Consider the following 23104-nt stretch of genomic DNA (forward strand, 5'->3'; position numbering starts at 1 on the left):
CGGTCAGGTGAACAGCCTTATTTGAACTTGTCCAGCAGCTTTTGCATAGCTGAGCGGTTGTCGACCTCTGGTGCAGGGGCTGGGTTTTCGGCTGGTTTGTCTGGCTGTGGTGATGATTTGGAAGACCGGGGCGGGGCCGTGCGTAAAGCGACGGCGTTCATGAATTTCCCGCCATCCCCGTCAGCCAGAAATCCAGCACCATCCGATACACCGCGCAGCACGTCGTCCAGCCAATCGGCGTCAGCCTTGGCAAAATCGCTCAGAACATAGGGAGAGACCAGTTCTTTTCGACCGGGATGGCCGATACCCAGACGCACCCGATCATAGGCCGGGCTGATATGTTCGTGGATCGAGCGTAAGCCGTTGTGGCCTGCATGGCCGCCACCCGCCTTGACCCGAACCTTGCCAGGGGCGAGGTCCAATTCGTCGTGGAAAACTGTCACATCGGTCGAATCCAGTTTGTAGAACCGCATCGCCTTGCCAACGGACTGGCCAGAACGGTTCATGAAAGTCTGCGGTTTGATCAAAAGCACTTTTTGATCGCCTAGCCGACCTTCCGCGAGTTCAGCCTGAAACTTGGTTTTCCATGGGCCAAAGCCGTGATCCTCGGCAATCCGGTCCACGGCCATAAAGCCAATATTGTGCCGGTTGCGGGCATATTTTGATCCCGGGTTCCCCAATCCGACAAACAGCTTCATAGTTTCGTCCTTGCTCACAGCGATTTGCACAGGGGGTTGATCGCACGGAATGGCGCCTGTTTTCCAGTGCGGTCGACAAAAGAAAACGGGGCCCGATCTGAGCCCCGTTCAAATTTCCGGAATATGACCCCGGATTTATTCTTCGGCTTCTTCCTGGCCGACGACTTCAACCTCGTCTGGCGCCACTTCGGCTTCTTCGCCTTCTTCCTCATCGCTGGTCGCTAGACCGGTCGGTGCCGAGACGTTTGCGATCACGAAATCACGGTCAATGGTCGGCTTGGTGCCTGCGGGCAGGTCAACCGAAGAGATCGTGACAACGTCGTTGATCTCCATGCCGGTTAGATCAACAGTGATCTTCTCAGGAATGTCGCCGGCGGTGCACAACAGTTCAACTTCCGGGCGCACAACGGTCAGAACGCCGCCTTTTTTGATGCCGGGTGCCGCTTCTTCGTTGATGAATTCAACGGGAATGAACAACGCGATCTTGGTCGTCCGGCGCAGGCGCATCAGGTCCAGGTGGGTCGGCAGGTCTTTTACAACGTCACGCTGAACGTCGCGGCAGATGACGCGCACGTCTTCGTGCCCATCAACCTTAAGGTTCCACAGGGTCGACTTGAACCGACCAGCTTTCAGGCGCTTGAACAGTTCATTGAACGGAATCTGAATTGGCAGCGGGTCTTTGTCGCCACCAAAAACAATGCCCGGAACCATGCCGTCGCGGCGTGCTTGACGAGCGGCGCCCTTGCCTGTCCCCGTCCGTTCCAGAGCTACGAGATCAGGAATCTCACCAGCCATGATATATCTCCAATGTTAGGGCGGGCATCCTCCAAGGCTGTATGCCCGCGTGAAGCCGCGTCCTTAGCTTGATTCACTGTGATTGGAAAGGTCTTTTTGACCGTTATGAGCTTTTGCGAGGCTCTGCCTCGCGCTCCGGGATATTTTGGGCCAGATGAATGCAGAATCCGTTGCTTCATCTGGCCGCAAATGTCCAAGGGGAGTTGCCCAGAGGACGGTCCGGGCAGAGCGCCTTTTTCTGCGCGGTCAATCCTGCCAGCGGCCGCCGAAGTCATCGGGGATCAGAAGATTGTGCCGCCCCAGATCGCCAACGCTGCGTTCCCCGCAAAGGGCCATAATCGTGTCCAACTCTTTCTGGATGACATCCAGCGCAGTTGTCACGCCTTTCTGTCCCATTGCGCCTAACCCGTATACAAAGGCGCGGCCGATATAAGTGCCTTTGGCACCCAACGCGATGGCTTTCAGGACGTCCTGACCCGACCGAATTCCACCGTCCATGTGAACCTCGATATCCCCTCCGACCGCATCCATGATTTGCGGCAGCACGCGAATGGAACTGAGTGCGCCGTCCAACTGACGCCCGCCGTGGTTTGAAACGATGATCGCGTCGGCCCCCAATTTTACGGCCATCTTGGCGTCTTCAGCATCCAGAATACCCTTCAGGATGACCTTGCCGCCCCATTCCTGCATCAGCTTTTCGACCTTTGCCCAATCAAGGCTGGGATCGAACTGTTCAGCTGTCCATGCACCCAGCGACGAAGCGTCCGAGATACCGTCAACATGGCCAACGATGTTGCCGAACTCGCGACGCTTGGCGTTCAGCATCTCGATCCCCCAGGACCATTTAGTCATCAGGTTCGCGATTGACTTCGGGGTCAGTTTTGGCGGCGCTGACAGGCCGTTCTTCAGATCTTTGTGTCGCTGTCCAAGGATTTGCAGGTCCAGCGTGATCACGAGCGCCGAACATTTTGCATCTTTGGCGCGCTGGATCAGGCGGCTGACATAGTCCTGATCCTTCATCGTATAAAGCTGGAACCAGAAAGGTTTCGTGGTGTGTTCAGCCACATCTTCGATCGAGTTGATCGACATGGTGGACAGGGTGAACGGCACGCCGAACTCTTCGGCGGCCTTGGCGGCCTTCATCTCGCCATCCGCATGCTGCATGCCTGTCAATCCCACCGGGGCAAGCGCGACCGGCATAGCGACGTCTTCACCGATCATTTGCGAGGCGGTCGAGCGTCCGGACATATCCACGGCAACACGTTGGCGCAGACGGATATCCGAAAAATCCGAGCTGTTTTCCCGAAAGGTCTGTTCCGTCCAACTGCCGCTTTCGGCGTAGTCGTAAAACATACGCGGTACGCGGCGTTCGTAGATGTGCCGCAGGTCTTCGATAGTCGTGATTACGGACATTAAACAGCGCCTCTGGTAAATGGGTCACGCAGTTTTACTGGCGCAATCCGCTTGGTGCAATCGTCCGCTAGCATGAAAAACTGCAGCACGCTGTTCGCTTGCTGCGGTGTCTTTTGAATAGCTTATTTGCCGGGCGGTCAGACCGAGTGCGCACCGTCGGCCAGTGACTTTACAAAGTCCAGAATCTCGGCCACGGGTTTACCTGCCGCGATCTGACTGACGATAGCTGAACCAACGACCGCGCCATCAGCAACGCTGGCGATTGCCTTGGATTTTTCCGGCGAGTTGATGCCAAAGCCTACAATGACCGGCAGGTCGGTTGCCGACTTGATCCGCGCCACTTCGGGCCCGACATTCGTGGCCTGCGCCTCGGCCGCGCCGGTGATGCCGGTGATCGAGACGTAATACACAAAGCCCGACGTGTTTTGCAGAACGCGGGGCAGGCGTTTGTCATCGGTTGTTGGCGTGGCAAGGCGGATAAAGTTCAGGCCCGCGGCCTGGGCTGGCAGGCACAGTTCCTCATCTTCTTCCGGGGGCAGGTCAACCACGATCAGGCCATCGATGCCTGCGGCCTTGGCGTCGTCCAGAAACTTCTCAACACCACGGCTGTAGATCGGGTTGTAGTACCCCATCAGAACAATCGGGGTCGTATCGTCAGTCTCACGGAAGGCGCGAGCCAGATCAAGAGTTCGCTGCAAGGTCATGCCCCCATCCAGGGCCCGCTGGCCAGCTGCCTGAATGGTCGGCCCATCGGCCATAGGGTCCGTGAAGGGCAATCCCAGTTCAATGACGTCCACTCCGGCACCGGGAAGACCCTTCACGACCTCAAGGGATGTGTCGAAATCCGGGTCACCCGCCATGATATAGGCGACAAACGCCTTTTTACTTTCGGCCTTGAGGGCGGCGAACTTTGCGTCGATACGGGTCATCTGCAGTCCTTGCATTCAGGTTTCGACCTGATGTGCAGAAACTTTGCGCGAAAATCAATCCCGGTCCTGCTGCAACACCTCAGTAGGTGAAATGATATCTTAGCAGGGCCTCGTTGACGCCCGGGTTGTCATGCTGCGTGCTGGCATTCGATTTATGGGTAATTGCGAAAGACAGCTTGTCCCCGTTGTTCAGTTTATAGCCGATGCCCAGTAGACTGCGGATCTGGAACTCACCCCCCAGATCGTTCCTGTCATCGCCTTCGGAATAGTAGCCAGGCATAACGCTGCCTTCCACAAACCAACGGTCCGCAAACGTAAAAGACCCGATCAAACCGACCCCGGCATGGACATCGCCGGCTGTATCCACGGTCAGGGCCGTTCCCCATGCGGTAGAAAAACGTGTGGCCTCATGAAAGGGACGATGCTGGTACTCAAGCGAAAAGACGGCTTCATCACTGGCCGCGCTGTGAGAAAAATCTGCATACCCTGCACCAAAGACAATGGATTGCGCCTGTGCTGTCTGGGCCACAAGCATAAGCGCAAGCGCCGCGATAGTTTTCTTCATATCAGGTTTTCACTATTTGTTTGATTTCGGCTTGTTACGTGGCGACCCTGGGGCGTTGTTTTCAATAAGCCCAAGTTCACAGATGACGAACGTTTACGTGATGTTTCCAATCGGGCTAACCGACCATTCCGCCGTCTGGCTTGCGCATTTCCCCGGACACGCCTAGAAGACGCCGTCGTATCGCTTCTGGAGGGCAGGATGGGCTTTAAAATGGGAATCGTGGGTCTGCCGAATGTGGGCAAGTCGACCCTGTTTAACGCGTTGACCAAAACCGCTGCTGCGCAAGCGGCGAACTTCCCGTTCTGCACCATTGAGCCCAACGTGGGCGACGTGGCGGTTCCTGACGCGCGGCTGGACAAGTTGGCGGCGATTGCGTCGTCCAAGCAGATTATCCCGACGCGCATGACGTTTGTGGACATTGCCGGATTGGTCAAAGGCGCGTCCAAAGGCGAAGGGCTGGGCAATCAGTTCCTTGCCAATATTCGTGAGACCGACGCCATCGCCCATGTCCTGCGCTGTTTCGAAGATCGCGATGTGACCCATGTTGACGGTCGCGTGGATCCGGTCGCGGATGCTGACACGATCGAAACCGAGCTGATGCTGGCTGATTTGGAAAGCATCGAAAAGCGACGCGCTAATCTGGTGCGCAAGCTGAAGGGCAACGATAAGGAAGCGCAGCAGCAAGACCGCCTGCTGGCCGACGCTCAGGCCATGTTGGAAAGTGGCAAACCCGCGCGCCTGGTCGAGGTTTCGGACGAAGATGCCAAGGCGTGGAAGATGTTGCAGCTCCTGACGACCAAGCCAGTGCTTTATGTCTGCAACGTGTCCGAGGAAGAAGCTGCCGAAGGCAACGAATACTCTGCCCGCGTGGCCGAGATGGCCGCGGCGCAGGGCAACGCGCACGTTATCATCAGCGCCAAGATCGAGGAAGAGATCAGCCTGCTGGAAGAGGATGAGGCGCAAATGTTCCTCGAAGAGATGGGTCTGGAAGAACCCGGCCTCGACCGTCTGATCCGCGCCGGCTACGATCTGCTGAAGCTGGAAACCTATTTCACCGTCGGCCCGAAAGAGGCCCGCGCCTGGACCATTCGCACCGGCACCGCCGCACCGCAGGCCGCTGGCGTAATCCATGGTGATTTTGAAAAAGGGTTCATCCGCGCTGAGACCATCGCCTATGACGACTACATCGCCGCCAATGGCGAGCAGGGGGCGAAGGAAGCTGGTAAAATGCGGGCCGAGGGCAAGGGGTACATCGTCAAGGATGGCGATGTGATGCACTTCTTGTTCAATACCTGATCCAAGAGTTTCCGACCAATCTGACCTGTTTGAGTTGGGCCGCTGTGCCCATTGTCGTCAGGTGCATTCAGCCTGCCGACAACCAGGCTTGCCTGCGCAGAACGGATATATCGCACACCGTGGCGTATCCCATCGCGCGTTTGATGTTCGGAAGAAGCGCCGCGCCGTTCATGGCAAAACTCACCTCAATCAAACCAGCGTCTCCATAAGCTGTCTTGATGATTTCACGTGCCTCAGTGTCATCTTCGTGTCGACCAACAACCGCATCTGTCAGATTTGCGACTGCCGTCACGTCCTCGGGAAGCTCTGAATAATCGGATCGCAACACAGCATCTATCGTTGCGTCGTCGAGGCCTGCTTGCCCCGCAAGGTTGATTTCCGCTTCTACACAGATACCGCAATCTGCAGCAATCGCGCCGCGCAGGCGGGCCGTGTGATATGCCAGTGCGGGAACGTGTTTGTTCGGGTCAAGAAACCCAAAAATACGATTGTATCGCATGAGAAGACCCATGTCGGTCTCTGCGATCTTGTGAGTATAATCCAGTTTAACACCGATACGGTTTTCTGCGCGCCGAATAATGCGCGCGGCGAGTTTCTTGAGTAACACGTCGTCCTCCCTTTGAACTGTGTTGTCCCCACACGTAGTATCGAGTTTTTCTTCACGAATGACTTAACTTGCCGTGAAGCTCACAATCGGTTTATCCCGCGCAATCACGGGCACTAAAAATGCTCCGCGTGCTGCTGACTTCATGCGACGGTCCGGGTCAATTCATTCGTTTCTATGCAGCACGCCCGCCGTTAAGGTGGGGGCTGATTTGCCTTGTGAGACGCCCTGAAATGATCGAAATTCGTGACCTACAATTGCTCAGCGCCCTCGCGCGGCACCGACACTTTGCCAAGGCGGCCGAAGAATGCGGGATTTCGCAGCCTGCCTTTTCGATGCGTATTCGCAACCTCGAGGATCGGCTTGGGGTTTCGATTGTCCGCCGTGCGAACCGGTTTCAGGGGCTGACCGAAGAAGGCGCGATGATCGTCCAGCGGGCGCGGCGCATCCTCGACGACACCAAGGCGCTGGAACAGCAGGTTCTGGCGGCAAAGGGTGAGATTACCGGCACTTTGATTCTGGGTGTGATCCCAACGGCGGTTGCATTCACGGGGCATCTGATCAAGCGCCTGCGGGATGCGCATCCTCGTATTGTGACCCGGATCGAAACCCTGTCCTCCACCGCCATACAGTACCGGCTGGACGAAGGCAGCATAGATGCCGGAGTGACTTACGGCGACAGTATTGGCACTGATTTACGCCGGGTGCAGCCGCTGTATGAAGAGACCTATGTGCTGCTGGTCCCAACACATATGACGGATGAAACCGGCCCAATTCCATGGGGTCGAGTTGCCGAATTTCCGCTGAGCCTGCTTGAGCCGCAGATGCAGAACCGGCGTATTCTTGACCGAATTTTTGCCGAGCATGGTTTGCATCCGGATGTGGTTGCGGAAACCAGTGGTTTTTCCGCCTCGATGGTTATGGCGTGCGAGGGTCTGGCGGCAACCGTTGTCCCGCGTGTTCTGGTACGTGCCTTGGGTGATCTGACAGGGACCAGGGTGTTACCGCTGGTCGATCCGGTGGTCAGCAAACCGATTTGTCTGGCGACCTTGATCCGTGAACCAGAACTGCCAACGGTTGATGCTTTGCGTGATGTGGTGACGTCTTTGGAGCAATAATGTTTCCTTATCGTGCGATTAAAATATGCGATTTGACGATATGTTAGACTGATGACATTCGGACTCTCAATCGGAGGACATCATGGCACCATTAGATACCAAGCCATCCGGCGCCCCCAAGGGCGTCTGGAAGTCAGGTAAAGGCAAGGGACGGCACACACCCAAGGGCCGTCAGTTCACGGACGAGGCGCAGGCCGAAATCGCAGCCCTTTTGGGCGACCGACCGCGACGCCGGGACTTACTTATTGAATTTCTGCACTTAATTCAGGATGCGCACGGCCACATAAGCGCCGATCACATCGCTGCGTTGGCGGTGGAAATGCGTGTCGGTCAGGCTGAAATCTATGAAACGGCCACCTTCTATGCCCATTTCGATGTCGTGAAAGAGGATGAGGTCCCTCCGCCCGCGCTGACGATCCGGGTTTGTGATTCTCTGTCCTGCGAAATGGCCGGCGCCCAGCAGTTGCAAAAGGCGCTGGAAGACGGGTTGGATGCATCACAAGTTCGTGTCTTGCGCGCGCCCTGCATGGGACGTTGTGATACGGCCCCTGTGCTTGAGATCGGTCACAACCACATCGATCATGCGACCCCTGAAAAGGTGCAGGCGGCGATTGCTGCCGATGATACGCATGCCCATCTGCCCGACTATGAAACCTTCGCCGCCTACGAGGCGAACGGCGGTTACGTCAAACTGAAAGAGCTGCGTGACAGTGGCGATTGGGAGCAGGTGCAAGAAGATGTCCTGTCCTCGGGCCTGCGTGGTCTGGGTGGTGCTGGCTTCCCGTCCGGTAAAAAGTGGGGTTTTGTTCGCATGAACGAAGGTCCGCGTTATCTGGCGGTGAATGGCGACGAGGGCGAGCCGGGCACCTTCAAAGACCGCTACTACCTTGAACGCACCCCGCATGTGTTTCTGGAAGGCATGCTGATTGCCGCCTGGGCGGTCGAGGCGCAGACCTGCTTTATCTACATGCGCGACGAATACCCGGCGGTTCTGGAAATCCTGCGCCGCGAGATTTCGGTTTTGGAAAAAGCCGGAATCGTTGACGAAGGCTATATCGACCTGCGCCGGGGTGCCGGTGCTTACATCTGCGGTGAAGAATCCGCGATGATCGAATCGATTGAGGGAAAGAAGGGCCTGCCGCGTCATCGTCCTCCGTTTGTGGCGCAGGTTGGGGTCTTTAACCGCCCGACCTTGGTCCACAATGTCGAAACACTTTATTGGGTCTCGAAAATCTGCCGCGAGGGGCCGCAGATCCTGAATTCAGTTGAAAAGAATGGCCGCAAAGGCCTGCGCAGCTATTCGGTCTCGGGCCGGGTTGCGCAGCCGGGGGTCTACCTTTTGCCTGCGGGGTCGACCATCCTTGACGTGATTGATGCCGCTGGCGGTATGGCCGAGGGCCACGTGTTCAAGGCCTATCAACCAGGCGGGCCGTCCTCTGGCCTGTTGCCTGCGTCAATCGACGACGTTCCACTTGATTTCGACACATTGCAACCGCTGGGCACCTTTATCGGGTCCGCCGCGGTGGTGGTTCTGTCTGATCAGGACACGGCCCGCGATGCGGCGCTGAACATGCTGCGCTTCTTCGAGGACGAAAGCTGCGGCCAGTGCACCCCCTGCCGGGCGGGCTGCGAAAAGGCGGTGAAACTGATGCAGGCCGATAAGTGGGATCAAGACCTGCTGGAAGACCTGTGTCAGGTCATGGGTGACGCATCGATTTGCGGTCTGGGGCAAGCGGCCCCGAACCCGATCCGTCTGGTCATGAAACACTTTGCTGACGAAATCTGAAGGAGACAGCCATGCTTGATGCAAGCCCAACCAAGACCGTCACCTTCAACCTGAATGGGCAAGACGTCACCGTGCCCGAAGGCTGGACCATCTGGGAAGCCGCCAAGGGGCAGGGGTTCACCATCCCGCACCTGTGCCACAAGCCGCAGCCTGGTTATCGCCCGGACGGCAACTGCCGCGCCTGTATGGTCGAGGTGGAAGGCGAGCGCACGCTGGTCGCCTCATGCATCCGTCCTGCTGCAGACGGTATGGTCGTCAAGACCGACAGCGACCGGGCCGAGAAATCGCGTGCCATGGTTATGGAACTGTTGGTCGCCGACCAACCCGAAGAAGCGCATGACGCCTCCAGCCATTTCTGGGACATGGCCAAGCTGAACGATGTCAGCAACAGTCGGTTCCCGGCGAAAGAGGCCGAGAAGATCCCGCTGCTGGATGACAGCCACGTTGCGATGCGCGTCAATCTGGACGCCTGCATCAACTGCAACCTCTGTGTTCGTGCCTGCCGCGAAGTTCAGGTGAATGACGTGATCGGCATGGCCGGTCGTGGTCATACTGCGCAGGTGGTGTTCGACCAGAACGACCCGATGGGTGATTCAACCTGTGTCGCTTGTGGGGAATGCGTTCAGGCCTGCCCGACCGGCGCACTTATGCCCGCCACTGTGCTGGATGATCAGCAAATTGGCGACAGCAAGGACTACGACAGCGAAACCGAAAGCGTCTGCCCGTTCTGTGGTGTAGGCTGTAAAGTCTCGCTGAAGGTCAAGGACGGCAAGGTCAAGTATGTCGAGGGCATCAACGGCCCCGCCAACGAAGGCCGCTTGTGCGTCAAGGGCCGCTTTGGCTTTGACTACATCCACCATCCGCACCGCCTGACCACGCCGCTGATCCGTCGTGAGGACGCGCCTGAAAAGGGTCTGAACGTCGATCCGGGCAACCTGTCTACCCATTTCCGCGAAGCGACTTGGGAAGAGGCGATGGATCTGGCCGCCACCAAGCTGATGGCCTTGCGCGACGAAGACCCGCGCAGCGTCGCAGGGTTTGGTTCTGCCAAGTGTACCAACGAAGAGGCCTACCTGTTCCAGAAGTTCATCCGTCAGGGTTTCAAGCACAACAACGTTGACCACTGCACCCGTCTGTGCCACGCGTCGTCTGTGGCTGCGCTGATCGAAAACGTGGGCTCAGGCGCTGTGACTGCGACCTTCAACGAGATCGAAAACGCTGACGTGGCGATTATCATCGGGGCGAACCCGGTCGAAAACCATCCCGTCGCGGCGACGTATTTCAAGCAGTTCGCCAAGCGCGGCGGCAAGTTGATCGTGATGGACCCACGCGGCGTTGGCATGCGCAAATTCGCAAGCGAGATGCTGCAATTCCGTCCGGGGGCGGATGTTTCGATGCTCAACGCGATCATGAACGTGATCGTCGAAGAAGAACTGTATGACAGCCAGTACATCCACCGCTGGACCGAGGATTGGGCCGCAGAAAAAGAACATCTGCGTCAGTTCACGCCCGAGGCGATGGCCCCGATCTGCGGTATCGAACCCGATCAGATACGCCGCGTGGCGCGTACCTTTGCACAGGCCAAGGCCGGTCTGATCTTCTGGGGAATGGGCGTCAGCCAGCACATTCACGGCACGGATAACTCGCGCTGCCTGATTTCGCTGGCTCTGATGACTGGCAACGTTGGAAAACCCGGCGCGGGCCTGCATCCGCTGCGTGGTCAGAACAACGTGCAGGGCGCATCTGACGCGGGCCTGATCCCGATGTTCCTGCCAGACTATCAGACTGTGACCGATGACAACATCCGGGCCAAGTTCAACAACGTCTGGAACTCAGACGACTTTTCGAATGAAAAAGGCCTGACAGTTACTGAGATCATTGATCAGGCCTATGCGGGTAACATCAAGGGTATGTACATCATGGGTGAAAACCCGGCCATGTCCGACCCGGATGTGAACCACGCCCGTGACGCGTTGGCCAAGCTCGATCTGATGATCGTGCAGGATATCTTCCTGACCGAAACGGCGAACTATGCGGATATCATCCTGCCGGCCTCAGCGCTGTATGAAAAGAACGGGACCACCTCGAACACCAACCGTCAGGTGCAGCGTGTGCGGCCTGCCGTAGCGCCTCCGGGGGATGCGCGTGAGGACTGGAAAATCACAGTCGAACTGGCGCAGCGCATCGGGCTGAACTGGGATTACACAGAGGTTTCCGAAGTTTTTGCCGAGATGAAGCTGACCATGGCGTCGCTGGACAACATCACGTGGGAGCGGTTGGAAAACGCCTCGATCACCTACCCGTCGCTTAGCGAGACCGATCCAGGTCAGTCCATTGTATTCGGCGACGGTTTCCCACGGGCCGGCGGCAAGGCCAAGTTCACTCCGGCCAGTGTTATTCCACCGGATGAAGTTCCGGATGCGGAATACCCGATGATTGCCACCACTGGCCGCCAACTTGAGCATTGGCACACCGGCGCAATGACCCGCCGGAGCACGGTTCTGGACGCGGTCGAGCCTGAAGCGAATTGTTCGATGAACCCGCGCACGCTCAAGCTGATGGGAATTGAACCGGGCGAGATGGTTCGCCTGACCACGCGTCGCGGCTCGATCGAGATCATGGCGCGCGCCGACCGGGCAATTGCCGAGGACATGGTCTTCATCCCCTTCGCCTTTGTCGAAGCGGCCGCGAATGTTCTGACCAATTCGGCTATCGATCCCTATGGGAAAATTCCCGAGTTCAAGTTCGCGGCCATTCGAGTTGAAAAGATCGGGGACACGATCGCGGCAGAGTAACTCTTTGTTAGTGAAAATCCAGAAAAGGCGGGGCTGCAACAGTCCCGCTTTTTTGTCTTTTCAAAGGTCCACGCGTGGCGGCCCTGATCCAAGTAGGTTCACGCTTCAACCGGGCTCACGCCACGGGTCAAACAATTAGTTGGTGTCGAGTGACGTCGCTAGTAATCGCGTTCAAAAAACACACCGAGCCCAGTTTCACCGCGCCCGTCCACCGTGCCGCGCACGGTGAAACTGTCAGTGACATCAAGGTTCAGGTTCACTTCGGTGTCGCCTTCCGTGTTGACGGTGAAATCGGTGTAGAGGTTATCGCTGAGGTATGCCCCGGCGCCAAGACGCCCGGTGCCGCCTTCGCTTGCACCGATATCCACTGTATCCACGCCGGCAGCCTCGCGTAGCCCCTTGGTTGTGTCTCCGACAGCGCCGCTGAGCTGCGCCAGCGACGCCGCCATCTGGGCAATCACGAAAGGTGAGATTTCCGAAAAACGATTGCCGAACAAGAGCATGGCCAGAGCTTCCTCGGCGGGGCGTTCGGGGTCGGAGAAAACATCAACCTCGGGCGAATCCAGTGGCCCAGCGATTTCGATGGTGGCGGTGCCATCGGATGTGCTGGTTGACGAGGCGAACTCAATATAGGGCTTCAAGTCCCCCTGCAGTGTCACAAGCCCCTTGGTTAGCGCCAGTCTGCGACCCAGAATATCGAAGTTACCACGGATCAGTTCAATTTGCCCGGACGGAATGACCGTGGTCGTCGTGCCGCCGATAAATAGTCTTCCACCCAGTTCCGCGTTCACGCCCCGACCGCGGACAAAAACCGCCTTGGGTGCCAGCAGACTGATGTCCAACGCGATGCGGGATTCGCTTTTAGTTTGGCCTTCCTCGACAACCAGCCCCGCCCGTTCGCGGGTGATGAAGACCGGCTGGCTTTCATTTAAATGTTTGATCTCGGGGATCGGAGCGGCCCCTACGGCTCCTGATGCAGCGGCAAGGTTTATGTTCGTCTCTTCAAACGTGATCTGACCGGAAAGTGCACTGTTACCCGCCAGGGCGCCGGTCATGGCGATTTCGCCATTCAGTGTTGTCTCGTACAGCAATTTATCCGTAAGCACGAGGTTGTTGAGACGTGTAACTATGTTCGCGTTCAGCGGTGGTGTAAGGTCCAAGGGGCCGGAAACGGTGAAGTTTCCGCCTGCACGCATTCCTCCGCTTAGTGAGATCGTTGCCCGGCTTTCCGCAAGCTCAACCGATCCGCTGATGCCGGTGACTGTCTGTCCAATACCGGGCAACGCAAGCGACGTACCAGAGGTGGTGATGGACCCGCTGACAGCGTTCAGCCCGGGTTTCCCCCGAAGCCGTAGATTATGGCGCGCAGTTCCTTCAATCTTGTTGGGCGAAATAAAGAGGTTGGCGACACCCAAGTTGATACCGCCCTGCGCCTCCAGATCGGCCTCGCCCGAGGTCTCATCAAAAGTTCCTTTGATCGTGCTGTTAATCTCAGCAGGGCCATTTGCCGACCCGTCGATGGTCCATTCGCCGCCGTTACGTTTGGCGTTGCCAATTGCCGCAACAGTGCCAGGGAATTCGGGTGCAAAGCGCTCGATCCTGTTCAGCTTGGCGTCGAAATCCAGATCGGCCGAACCATCCGAGTCGACGGTTCCGGTCAATTCTGCATAAGAACTGTCGGGCCCGGTCAACCGCGTGGTGCCTTCAAGCCCTGAAGGCGTTGGGGCCACATTACCGTCCAATGTCAGCGGTCCGGATACCAAAGTGTTGATGCGGGCCAGATCATCAAGCCGGGCATTGAAACTTAGCCCGCCGGCCTCGCGGTCCAGCTGCCCCGATGCCGTTGCGGACAGGGCAGTGCCCATCAGGCGAAAGGTGCGGATATCCACCCCTTGTTCACCGTTCGCGGCGTCAATGTTCAGGGTGGTGCGGCCTTGGATCAAGGTATCGACCATTTCGATGCCGGTTCGAATGTCGTCTGCGTTCACCTCGCCCTGAATATCGAAAATCCTGTTGGCAATGGCGGCGTTCCCTTGAATATTGGCCGCGATCGAACCGCCCAGATCGCGTTTTGCCAGCCCCGAGAACAGCGACAGATCAGGGGCATTAATGCGGGCATTGCCATCTACCGCCAGATCGCCGGTCGGATTATCAACCGTTGCGGCAACCTGTGCAGTCACGGCCGCACCGTTCACCGTCGCCTCGCGAATTTCGATCCGGTCGCCTGAATACGCGCCGTCCCAATTAATCACGGTTTTGCCTGCCAGCAGAGGATCAATGTCGGGCATCCCGATCTTGATGTCCTGAGCGGTTACACTGGCCGTTCCGTCAATTTCAAGCGTCTGTACCGCGCCTTTCCCGACTACCTTTGCTTGCAACGCGCCACCAAGGTCACGTTTTGCCAAGCCTGAAAAAACAGACAGGTCAGACGCTGTAACGCTGGCTTGCCCGTCGATGGTCAGGTTGCCATTGGGGGTTGTGATGTCTCCGTTGGCCTGCGCCTGCGCAGCTGCGCTATTCAGCGCAAATTCGCGGATGGTGATGCCGCCACTGCCACGGCTGCCATCCACGGTAATCGTTGTTTCCCCCTTGATGATCGGGTCGATGTCGTCGCGACCTGTCACCAGATTGCGACCCTCAACAACCAGTTTGCCGTCAAAGCTGCCCTCTAACGGTGAGCCGTTGCCGTCAATTCGGGCCGACGCCTGACCGCCCAGATCAAGCTGTGCCAGATCTGAAAACCGCGCCAGATCCGTTGCGTTAAGCATGGCGGAGCCATCCACCGTCAAGCCAGTGTCCAGCCCGTCGATCAGCGCATCCAGTGCTAACGTATAATCGGTTCCGACCAGCTCGAACCCGGACAGGTTCAGGGTCTGGTCGCTGTCATAGTCGAACTGGCCGTCCAGAGTCAGGCGATCGCCCAGAGCGGTATTGATGGCTAGATTGTTCAGGTCGACCCCATCTACAATGGCCTGAAGATCGCCCTGAATGCTGAAGGCGTTGCCCTGTTCCAGTGTACCCTGTGCTGTGATCGCAGCATCCCTCAGGCTCGCTTGAGGCGATTGAAACGTATCTGCCGTCAGGCTCAAGTCCCAGAGGTTCCCGTTTGCGCGATCAAACAACGCAGAAATCTGCGCGGCCTCAATCAAGGTATCCCCGCCGCTGACTGGCAAAACCACGGTTTCTCCGTCAGGTGGTGTGATCCGGCCCTGCAGGGCCACCATTTGCAACGTGCCGCCTTCGGCCAGTTGCAGTTCGCCCTTCAAATCCAGGGCTTGTGTGGTCAGTTCAATGTCAGGAAGGTCTAATGCTCCTTGTGGCTTGGTCTGACCGTCCACAAAAAGGCGTGTTCTCGGGCCAAAGAACGGGTCAAGATCCTCGGTCATGAAGGGGGTCAGGTCACCGCCCAGATCGGCAGTAAAGGCTATCCCCTCCGCTGCTCCGGTTTCTGCCGCGCGCAGTTGGACCTGTCCGGTCACGCGCGGCTGTCTGTCACTGCTCAGGGCAATATCGGCTGTGAAATCCGTTAGTGGCCCCGCTCCTTTGGCGGTGAACCCAATCGCAGGGCTGTCGGGGATGTTTAGCGCCGTAGATATAACGCCGCCTTCAGCCTCATTCACCTCCAAGTCCAGGTTGATTTCACGCGACGCGTTCTGGAAACCGGCTGTCAGAGTCACCCTGTCGCCCGCACGGTCCAGCCGGGTTATGTCCAGGTTGGTGTCCAGCGTGCCATCGGCCAACGAGAGATTGCCGGTCACCGACAGTGCAGCGGCAACACCAATCAATGGCTCACCCAGCAATAGCTCATCGATTCGGATTTCCCCGATCTCAACCGAAACCGGTAACTCTGGCAGCTCAAACGGCTGAGTTTCAGCCGCAGGTGCCGGCGTGTCCTTGGTGGTTGTGCCGGGTGCGCGCGCTATGTCGATCTCTTGCGCGGTCAGGGCATTGACCGAGAACCGCCCCCGGATCAGGGCTAGCCTGTTCCAGTCCAGTTCGGCCTGTTTGATGGTTAGCCAGACGCCTTCATCATCGGATACAGTGATCTCTTCGATCGTGGCGCGTGCGCTCAGCGCGCCTTGCAGGCCTTTCACGGTTACGTTCTGATCGTCACCTGACAGGGTGTCTTGCAGGAACCGCTCTAGCATGCTGCCGCCGCCGTCGTCCTGCTGCGCGAAAACGGGCGGTGCGGTCAGGATCAGCACCGTTGTTACAACCGGATATGAATACTGCCGTATCAAAACGCCTGTCCGATCCCGATGTAAAACTGCAGTCCGCCGTCCGTGTCGCCCTGAACCGGCAGGGCCAGGTCAAGACGCAGCGGGCCAAAGCCGCCCAGATCATACCGTACCCCAAGGCCCGCGCCCGAATGATACTCGGCACCGCTGCCAATGAACGAGGACGTGTCTACGGTACCGAAATCATAAAACCCGACAAGCGATATCGCATCGGTAATCTTACCGCGGATTTCACCAGAAAGCCCAAGAAAGGATTTGCCACCCGCGACGCCACCATTGACCGGGATGCCGAGGCTTTCAAAAGGTTGCCCGCGCACCGTTCCGGCACCGCCTGAGAAAAACAGGAAATCCGGCGTCACCGCGTCTAAGGCTGGGCCGATTACCGAGCCAAGTTGCACGCGGCCAGCCAGCACGATTCGCCCGTCTGTGCGCAGACTTGTATAGCCGCGCCCGTCGAAAAATAGCCTAAGACCGGTTTCCGTACCCGAAAGGCCGACAAAGGGCATCGCCTGTGCATCCAGATAGAAACCTCGGGTGGCGCTGACCTTGCTGTCGCGCTCATCCCATTCTGACCGCAGCGGAAGGATGAAATACCGGAACTTACGCCCATCGCCAAAGGCATCATCCGCATCTGACCATTGAAATCCGGCCGATGCTTCGGCGTATAGCCGATCGGAAAAAGTGCGCCGTGCACCATAGGCCAGCGAGGTGATTGTTACGTTGTAGTTGTCGGTATTCTTCCGCTCCAGCAATGCGCTCCAGAAAGTATTGTCGTCCGGGCCGAGCCGGTCAGGTTGATCCAGACGCAGGCCAAAGCGTCCGTCCAGATCTTCGGTCCCGCCGATGTTGCGCAGTGCAGCTTCGAACCGCAATCGTTCAGCGCGGCGGAAAACGTTTCGGTGTGTCCACGTTGCAGTCACGTCCAGCCCGGCGTTCGAAGCAAGCTCGACACCGAATGTCAGGCGGCGCTTTGGCAAATCTTCGAACGTGGCAATGAAATCCAGTGTTCCATCCGGGTTGGGTGTCTCTTCTTCTTCGATCGAAACGACGCTGAATGTGCCGGTTCGACGCAGCCGAGTGCCAACCTTCTGGATCTTTTCTGGGGAAAAGACTTCACCCGCAGGAAACCCGGCGATCTTTTCAATCGACCGATGACGCACATCAGTGTCGCCCTTGATGAACATCTTGCCAAAGGTTAGGCGCGGGCCCGGCGCAAGCGCGATCTGGGCATCCAGCCTTCTTTGGGCATGGCGGGCGATAACGCTTTGGCTACCAAGTTCTGCCTTGGCATGGCCAGCGTTGCGCCAACCCTGCACCCCATCAGAAACTGCCCGTTGGATGGCCCCGGTCGTCGCCGGCTTACCGGTGGCGAAGCCCTCGGGCAGGACTGTTTCCGGTGCGACAGGAGCGATGACGGCCGTGCCGAACGTGAAGGTCGGCCCTGTCTCGACCGTAATGACCGCGCGGTTGATTGCGGTGGGTACGGTCAGCGAGCTCATCTCAGCCGCTTCCTGCCCATCCAGTTTTATGCTGACGACGGGGCTGAAATAGCCCTCATCATACAGAATCTGAACAATGGTTCGGTAGTCCGACAAGGCCGCGGACAAGATTTCCAAGGGCGTGTCCAACCCCCTGCTGTCCGCCGTTGCAACCGAGGAGGTTTCCTCAATTCGCTCAACCAATGCCTCGGGCGCACCGGGCGCATTGAGCGTTATCTCTAACGCAGCCAGAGAGGACGGAAAGGCGGCCATCACGCCGAGCAAACAGTGTTTTACATAGGCTCGTGGCCCGCGTCCCCGCATCGAATGGCTCCAACTGCCCCAAGTCGAAATCAGTTTCGCCGTCTTATGCAAAATGACGGCTGGTTGCATTCAACATAGAGCATCAGTTCCAGAGCAGGGAAAGAAATTATCGGGACAGAGGGCGAATAAGCGGTTTGTGTGCCTGTCTGGCCCCTGATTCACGATCCGGCATTGCGGAACCAGCGGATGATTGCTGCGCGATCTTCAGGTTCCATATAGGTCACGTTGGCGGGCGGCATGGCATGGCTGACGCCTGCCTGCAGGTATATCTGCCTGGCATTACGGGCGATATCACCTTCGGTTTCCAGCAATACGCCTTTCGGAGCCCAGAGGATGCCATCCCAAACCGGTTCGCGCGCGTGGCACATCGAACAGCGGCCCAGCACGATGTCATGCGCATCTTCAAACCCGTCTGCGGCGGCAAATTTTTGTTCGTAGGCCGTAAGCGGCTGCGCCTCGGCCTCGTCCAGCGGTTTATACATCGGCGCGGTGGAAAGCCACATGATCGCGATGAACAGCAGGGCGGTCACGGCCCAGGTCCAAGTCGGATCGCCTGCGCGGGCGTGACGGGTGTTAAAGTAATGCCGAATGGTGACGCCCATCAGGAACACCAGCGCGGCGATGATCCAGTTGTATTCGGTCGCAAAGGCCAGCGGATAGTGGTTCGACAGCATCAGGAACACAACCGGCAGCGTCAGGTAGTTGTTGTGGGTCGACCGCAGCTTGGCAATCTTGCCATACTTCGGATCCGGCGTGCGCCCGTTCTTGAGGTCGTCCACCACGATCCGCTGGTTCGGCATAATGATGAAGAACACATTGGCCGTCATGATCGTTGCGGTGAAGGCACCCAGATGAAGCATCATTGCCCGGCCAGTGAAGATCTGGTTATACCCCCAGCCCATCGCAACCAGCAGTATGAACAACAAAACCATCAGCAGGGTAGGGCGTTCGCCCAGTCCCGACTTGCAAAGGAAGTCATAGATCAGCCAGCCCACTGTCAGCGAGGCAGCCGAGATCAGAATGCCCTGCCACAACGCCAGATCAGCTTTTTCGGCGTCGATCAGATACAGCTCTCCGCCCACCCAGTAGACAATCATCAGCAGGGCCGCACCGCTAAGCCAGGTCGCATAGCTTTCCCATTTGAACCAGGTCAGGTGGTCCGGCATGCGATCCGGAGCGACCAGGTACTTCTGGATGTGATAGAAACCACCGCCATGGACCTGCCACTCTTCGCCATCTGCAGGACCGGGCATGTTGCGGTTCAGGCCAAGGTCCAGCGCGATGAAGTAGAAAGATGATCCGATCCAGGCAATCGCGGTGATCACGTGCAGCCAACGCACCGCAAACGCCATCCAATCCCAGAATACGGCGAATTCGAACATGAGAGGTCTCTCCGATAAGGTGCCGCAACACTAGGCAAACCCGATTTTCTTCGGTATTCCCGTATATTGTCAAACTGTATCAAAAAAAACGATAAGATGTCCTATCTGGATAATATCCGCACCTTTGTTCGCGTCTACGATCTGGGCAGCATGTCCGCTGCGGGCCGCGATCTGCGGATATCGCCAGCGGTGACGTCTGCGCGCATTTCTCAGCTTGAAGATCATCTTGGCGTGCGTCTATTCCAGCGTACGACACGCAATCTCAGCCCGACCGAGCAGGGCAGGGCATTCTACCCAGGTGCCGTGTCGGTTCTTGATGCGGTGGACGAAGCCGAAGCGCAGGTGATCCACCTGACCGAAGCGCCGCGCGGATCCCTGTTTGTTGCTGCGCCATTGGGTGTCGGACGTCGATTATTGGCGCCGCATGTGCCTGAGTTTTTGGATAAGTATCCTGAAATCGACGTGCGTCTGCGTCTGACAGACAGGTCGGTGGACCTGACGACCGAGGGGCTGGATTTGGCGTTTTTCATCGGCCAGCCTGAAGACAGCACATTACGTATCCGCAAAATCGCTGATTGCCAGAGGGTTCTCTGCGCCGCCCCGGAATACGTGCAGCGAAAGGGCATGCCGCAAACCGGGGCTGATTTGATATCGGGCAAGTACGAATGCCTGAACCTTCGGTTTCCGGGCGCGACGGAGTTTCAGTGGCAATTGGAAACACCCGAGGGGCCCAAGCGGTTTGCCGTTTCAGGCAGGTTCGAATGCGATGACGGTGACGTGCTGACCGACTGGGCCCTATCCGGGCAGGGCATTGCGATGAAGCCTGTCTTCGAAGTGGCTGAGCACCTGCAGGCAGGGCGTTTGGTGCCGGTTGCAGCTATGACGCCGCCGGTTCCCGTGCAGATGGCCTGTCTCTACACGCATCGCCGCCACCAAGACCCCAAGGCGCGTTTGTTCATGGATTTCATGATCGGACATATAGCAAAGGTCGTCCGCAATGCGGAGTCGCCAGGTTAACACGTCCTCCCGCCCCTGTTTGCGCCCTGCGGGCACTGCACAGCGTTGGGCCCGGCGCCGCGGCTTGGCCGCGGCGCGGTTGCATGAGTTTTAGCGGTACAAGAGTTTTGTCTTGCGACCGCGCCGCGCCTGAAAGGTGCGGCGCTTGGCCCAACGGAAGGTGCCCCAAAAGGGGCAGCCGACGGGCGGGAGGGTTCACTTAGCTGCCCCGGTACGTTGAATAGCCGTAGGGAGACAGCAGCAAGGGAACGTGGTAATGCGCCTCTGGATCTGACATGCCGAACCGGATCGGTACCTGATCCAAAAACAAGGGATTCTCGACACCCTGACCTGTGCTGCGCAAATAGTCTCCGGCAGAGAAGATCAATTCGTAGGTGCCAACCTTGAAGCTTTCTTGCGGTAGGATGGGGCTGTTGGTGCGCCCGTCTGAATTGGTTTCGGTCTCAGCAAGCTTACGGCGGGTGTCTCCGGTGATCTCGTACAACGTGATCTTCAGCCCTTCGGCGGGGCAGCCACGGGCCGTGTCCAGAACATGAGTTGTCAGATAGCCAGCCAAGGGAAGCTCCTTTGATTTGTATTTTGCTTTGTCGCAGTCTGACGCAAAGTTCAAAATAGTGGAAATGCCGAAAGAACCGGAAGCAGCGTTCGGATTAGTTTGATAATCACGGGCGCATTTATGCGGTAAGGCTGTCGAAATTTTAAAGAACGGAAGTTGTCATGAAGCCGCCCAGATACCCTCGCGACATGATCGGATACGGTGCGAACCCGCCCAACGCCAAATGGCCCGATGGTGCAAAACTGGCCGTGCAGATCGTGCTGAACTACGAAGAAGGAGGCGAAAACAATGTGTTGCACGGTGATGCGGCATCCGAAGCGTTCCTGTCCGAGATCGTCGGCGCTGCGCAATGGCCCGGTCAGCGTCACTGGAATATGGAATCGATTTATGAATACGGGTCGCGCGCAGGCTTTTGGCGCCTGCATCGGCTGATGCATGATCTTCCGATCACTGTATACGGTGTGGCGACTGCTTTGGCCCGATCACCCGATCAGGTTGCGGCGATGAAGGATGCGGGTTGGGAGATCGCCAGCCACGGCCTCAAATGGGTCGAGTATAAAGATATGCCCGTAGAGCAGGAACGTGCAGATATTGCCGAAGCAATTCGACTGCATACCGAGGTTGTTGGAGAGCGTCCACGCGGTTGGTATACCGGGCGCTGTTCAGAGAACACCGTTCGATTGGCAGCCGAGGAAGGCGGGTTTGCCTATGTGGCGGATAGTTATGCCGATGATCTGCCCTATTGGACGCAAGTCGAAGGGCGCGACCAGTTAATTGTTCCCTACACTCTGGACTGCAACGATATGCGGTTTGCCACTCCGCAAGGGTTCAACTCGGGTGATCAGTTTTATGCGTATCTCAAGGACAGTTTCGACGCGCTCTATGCCGAAGGCTTAGCAGGTGCGCCCAAGATGCTGTCTATCGGCCTGCATTGCCGACTGATCGGACGCCCGGGCCGCGTGATGGCGTTGAGGCGATTTTTGGACTACGCACGCGGATTTTCGGATGTTTGGTTCGCAACGCGCCTGCAGATCGCCGAGCATTGGGCGGCGCAGCACCTGCCAGCCCAGCACCCAAAACCCTCACTGATGACGCGCGACGTCTTTGTAGGCACCTACGGCGGGGTCTTTGAGCACTCCGCCTGGATTGCTGAACGCGCCTATGATCTTGAACTTGGCCCGGCCCATGACACAGCCGGGGGGTTACATAACGCGCTGACGCGTATGTTCCGCTCGGCCTCGCAAGAAGAGCGGTTGGGCGTCCTGACAGCTCATCCGGACCTGGCGGGCAAGTTGGCGCAAGCAAAGCGTTTGACGCAGGAAAGCACGTCCGAGCAAGCCTCGGCCGGGCTGGATGCGCTGACGGATCAGGAGCGAGAGACCTTTACCGACCTGAACCAGCAATACACAGAGAAGTTCGGGTTTCCGTTTATCATTGCTGTGCGGGATCACGACAAAGCGTCAATCTTGCAAGCGTTTCAACGACGCATTTCGCAGGACCGCGATACAGAGTTCGCAGAGGCCTGCCGCCAGGTAGAGCGCATCGCGGAGTTTCGTCTGCGCGATCTGTTGCCATCATGACCCGGATTGTTGCCGTGCCGCTGACCGCAGCGGCTTTTGCGCCCTTTGGTGATGTTCTTGAGGTTTCTGGAGAGCCGGAAAAGATCATAAATCAAGGACAATGTGGCCGGTATCACGACCTTGCCGGGTTGGATTTTTCCGATGGCCGTGCAGGTATCAGCCTGTTCCGCGCAAATCCTAGGCACCTGCCGTACCGGCTGGACATGGTCGAACGGCATCCTGCGGGCAGTCAGGCCTTTATTCCCATGACGCATCAGCCCTTTCTGGTTGTTGTCGCACCGGATGTCGATGGACGGCCGGGGCGGCCTTTGGCCTTTGTCACGGCACCTGGGCAGGGCGTGAATTACCGGCGCGGCACATGGCATGGTGTTCTGACACCCCTGCATGACCCTGGCCTATTCGCCGTTGTGGATCGGATCGGCGATGGAGCTAATCTGGAAGAGGTTTGGTTCGACGAGCCATATGAGGTAGCCGCAAGCTAAACCGGGTTCTCCCGCCCGGTCCGGTCGCATCAAAGATGCTCGGGACCG

General features: G+C 57.8%; 17 protein-coding genes. 7 read left to right on the plus strand and 10 right to left on the minus strand.

Going from position 1 to position 23104, the window contains the following annotated elements; genetic code table 11:
- Positions 1 to 17 precede the first annotated feature (17 nt).
- The 5 genes from pth to AC2FIT_RS11060 all read right to left on the minus strand — a co-directional run bounded on the left by pth (position 18) and on the right by AC2FIT_RS11060 (position 4400).
- The gene (gene pth / locus AC2FIT_RS11040) at positions 18 to 698 is read right to left on the minus strand and encodes an aminoacyl-tRNA hydrolase (RefSeq protein WP_496829386.1); all 681 of its coding nucleotides are present in this window, start codon (positions 696 to 698) and stop codon (positions 18 to 20) included.
- A 135-nt stretch (positions 699 to 833) separates the two neighbouring features.
- The gene (locus AC2FIT_RS11045; RefSeq protein WP_496829388.1) at positions 834 to 1493 is read right to left on the minus strand and encodes a 50S ribosomal protein L25/general stress protein Ctc; all 660 of its coding nucleotides are present in this window, start codon (positions 1491 to 1493) and stop codon (positions 834 to 836) included.
- Positions 1494 to 1739: 246 nt separating this feature from the next.
- A complete protein-coding gene (locus tag AC2FIT_RS11050; protein ID WP_496829390.1) occupies positions 1740 to 2906 on the minus strand; it encodes an alpha-hydroxy acid oxidase in 1167 nt (388 codons plus the stop codon).
- A gap of 137 nt (positions 2907 to 3043) precedes the next feature.
- A complete protein-coding gene (gene trpA, locus AC2FIT_RS11055) occupies positions 3044 to 3835 on the minus strand; it encodes a tryptophan synthase subunit alpha (protein WP_496829392.1) in 792 nt (263 codons plus the stop codon).
- Between the two features lie 79 nt (positions 3836 to 3914).
- A complete protein-coding gene (locus tag AC2FIT_RS11060; protein WP_496829394.1) occupies positions 3915 to 4400 on the minus strand; it encodes an acyloxyacyl hydrolase in 486 nt (161 codons plus the stop codon).
- A 198-nt stretch (positions 4401 to 4598) separates the two neighbouring features.
- Here AC2FIT_RS11060 and ychF point away from each other — a divergent pair, with 198 nt between their 5' ends.
- Complete coding sequence (ychF, locus tag AC2FIT_RS11065; RefSeq protein WP_496829396.1) at positions 4599 to 5696, plus strand: redox-regulated ATPase YchF; 1098 nt, start codon at positions 4599 to 4601, stop codon at positions 5694 to 5696.
- Positions 5697 to 5763: 67 nt separating this feature from the next.
- On the opposite strand, the gene AC2FIT_RS11070 is transcribed toward ychF, so the two are convergent.
- A complete protein-coding gene (locus tag AC2FIT_RS11070; RefSeq protein WP_496829398.1) occupies positions 5764 to 6303 on the minus strand; it encodes a carboxymuconolactone decarboxylase family protein in 540 nt (179 codons plus the stop codon).
- Positions 6304 to 6533: 230 nt separating this feature from the next.
- On the opposite strand from AC2FIT_RS11070, the gene AC2FIT_RS11075 reads away from it, so the two are divergent.
- The 3 genes from AC2FIT_RS11075 (at position 6534) to fdhF (ending at position 11999) form a co-directional block, all read left to right on the plus strand.
- Positions 6534 to 7418, plus strand: a complete 885-nt coding sequence (locus AC2FIT_RS11075; RefSeq protein WP_496829400.1) for a LysR family transcriptional regulator — start codon at positions 6534 to 6536, stop codon at positions 7416 to 7418.
- A gap of 82 nt (positions 7419 to 7500) precedes the next feature.
- Positions 7501 to 9204 (plus strand): NAD(P)H-dependent oxidoreductase subunit E, encoded by a 1704-nt coding sequence (locus AC2FIT_RS11080; protein ID WP_496829402.1) that lies wholly within the window; start codon positions 7501 to 7503, stop codon positions 9202 to 9204.
- An 11-nt stretch (positions 9205 to 9215) separates the two neighbouring features.
- Positions 9216 to 11999 (plus strand): formate dehydrogenase subunit alpha, encoded by a 2784-nt coding sequence (gene fdhF, locus AC2FIT_RS11085; RefSeq protein WP_496829404.1) that lies wholly within the window; start codon positions 9216 to 9218, stop codon positions 11997 to 11999.
- Positions 12000 to 12157: 158 nt separating this feature from the next.
- Here the strand turns inward: fdhF and AC2FIT_RS11090 are convergent, their stop codons facing one another.
- From AC2FIT_RS11090 to AC2FIT_RS11100, 3 genes are all read right to left on the minus strand, one after another.
- Positions 12158 to 16240, minus strand: a complete 4083-nt coding sequence (locus AC2FIT_RS11090) for a translocation/assembly module TamB domain-containing protein (RefSeq protein WP_496829406.1) — start codon at positions 16238 to 16240, stop codon at positions 12158 to 12160.
- Entirely contained in the window at positions 16237 to 18039 is a 1803-nt protein-coding gene (locus AC2FIT_RS11095; protein ID WP_496829408.1) for an autotransporter assembly complex protein TamA, read from the minus strand. Before AC2FIT_RS11095 ends, AC2FIT_RS11090 begins: the two co-directional genes overlap by 4 nt.
- 158 nt (positions 18040 to 18197) lie before the next feature.
- Positions 18198 to 19421, minus strand: a complete 1224-nt coding sequence (locus AC2FIT_RS11100) for a urate hydroxylase PuuD (RefSeq protein WP_496829410.1) — start codon at positions 19419 to 19421, stop codon at positions 18198 to 18200.
- 96 nt (positions 19422 to 19517) lie between these two features.
- On the opposite strand from AC2FIT_RS11100, the gene AC2FIT_RS11105 reads away from it, so the two are divergent.
- Positions 19518 to 20438: a LysR family transcriptional regulator gene (locus tag AC2FIT_RS11105; RefSeq protein ID WP_068337717.1), complete on the plus strand. Its 921-nt coding sequence runs from the start codon at positions 19518 to 19520 to the stop codon at positions 20436 to 20438.
- 199 nt (positions 20439 to 20637) lie between these two features.
- On the opposite strand, the gene uraH is transcribed toward AC2FIT_RS11105, so the two are convergent.
- A complete protein-coding gene (uraH, locus tag AC2FIT_RS11110) occupies positions 20638 to 20994 on the minus strand; it encodes a hydroxyisourate hydrolase (protein WP_496829412.1) in 357 nt (118 codons plus the stop codon).
- A 161-nt stretch (positions 20995 to 21155) separates the two neighbouring features.
- Here uraH and puuE point away from each other — a divergent pair, with 161 nt between their 5' ends.
- Positions 21156 to 22574, plus strand: coding sequence for an allantoinase PuuE (gene puuE, locus AC2FIT_RS11115; RefSeq protein ID WP_496829414.1), 1419 nt, complete (start codon positions 21156 to 21158; stop codon positions 22572 to 22574).
- Positions 22571 to 23056: an ureidoglycolate lyase gene (locus tag AC2FIT_RS11120; protein WP_496829416.1), complete on the plus strand. Its 486-nt coding sequence runs from the start codon at positions 22571 to 22573 to the stop codon at positions 23054 to 23056. Before puuE ends, AC2FIT_RS11120 begins: the two co-directional genes overlap by 4 nt.
- The last annotated feature ends 48 nt before the right edge of the window (positions 23057 to 23104 follow it).

The sequence above is a fragment of the Ruegeria sp. YTSA135 genome (assembly GCF_059610165.1).

Excerpts from the sequence above, each read along its gene's own strand:
- pth (WP_496829386.1), bottom strand. The coding sequence starts at position 698 with ATGAAGCTGTTTGTCGGATTGGGGAACCCGGGATCAAAATATGCCCGC.
- AC2FIT_RS11045 (WP_496829388.1), bottom strand. The coding sequence starts at position 1,493 with ATGGCTGGTGAGATTCCTGATCTCGTAGCTCTGGAACGGACGGGGACA.
- AC2FIT_RS11050 (WP_496829390.1), bottom strand. The coding sequence starts at position 2,906 with ATGTCCGTAATCACGACTATCGAAGACCTGCGGCACATCTACGAACGC.
- trpA (WP_496829392.1), bottom strand. The coding sequence starts at position 3,835 with ATGACCCGTATCGACGCAAAGTTCGCCGCCCTCAAGGCCGAAAGTAAA.
- AC2FIT_RS11060 (WP_496829394.1), bottom strand. The coding sequence starts at position 4,400 with ATGAAGAAAACTATCGCGGCGCTTGCGCTTATGCTTGTGGCCCAGACA.
- ychF (WP_496829396.1), top strand. The coding sequence starts at position 4,599 with ATGGGCTTTAAAATGGGAATCGTGGGTCTGCCGAATGTGGGCAAGTCG.
- AC2FIT_RS11075 (WP_496829400.1), top strand. The coding sequence starts at position 6,534 with ATGATCGAAATTCGTGACCTACAATTGCTCAGCGCCCTCGCGCGGCAC.
- AC2FIT_RS11080 (WP_496829402.1), top strand. The coding sequence starts at position 7,501 with ATGGCACCATTAGATACCAAGCCATCCGGCGCCCCCAAGGGCGTCTGG.
- fdhF (WP_496829404.1), top strand. The coding sequence starts at position 9,216 with ATGCTTGATGCAAGCCCAACCAAGACCGTCACCTTCAACCTGAATGGG.
- AC2FIT_RS11095 (WP_496829408.1), bottom strand. The coding sequence starts at position 18,039 with ATGCGGGGACGCGGGCCACGAGCCTATGTAAAACACTGTTTGCTCGGC.
- AC2FIT_RS11100 (WP_496829410.1), bottom strand. The coding sequence starts at position 19,421 with ATGTTCGAATTCGCCGTATTCTGGGATTGGATGGCGTTTGCGGTGCGT.
- AC2FIT_RS11105 (WP_068337717.1), top strand. The coding sequence starts at position 19,518 with ATGTCCTATCTGGATAATATCCGCACCTTTGTTCGCGTCTACGATCTG.
- puuE (WP_496829414.1), top strand. The coding sequence starts at position 21,156 with ATGAAGCCGCCCAGATACCCTCGCGACATGATCGGATACGGTGCGAAC.
- AC2FIT_RS11120 (WP_496829416.1), top strand. The coding sequence starts at position 22,571 with ATGACCCGGATTGTTGCCGTGCCGCTGACCGCAGCGGCTTTTGCGCCC.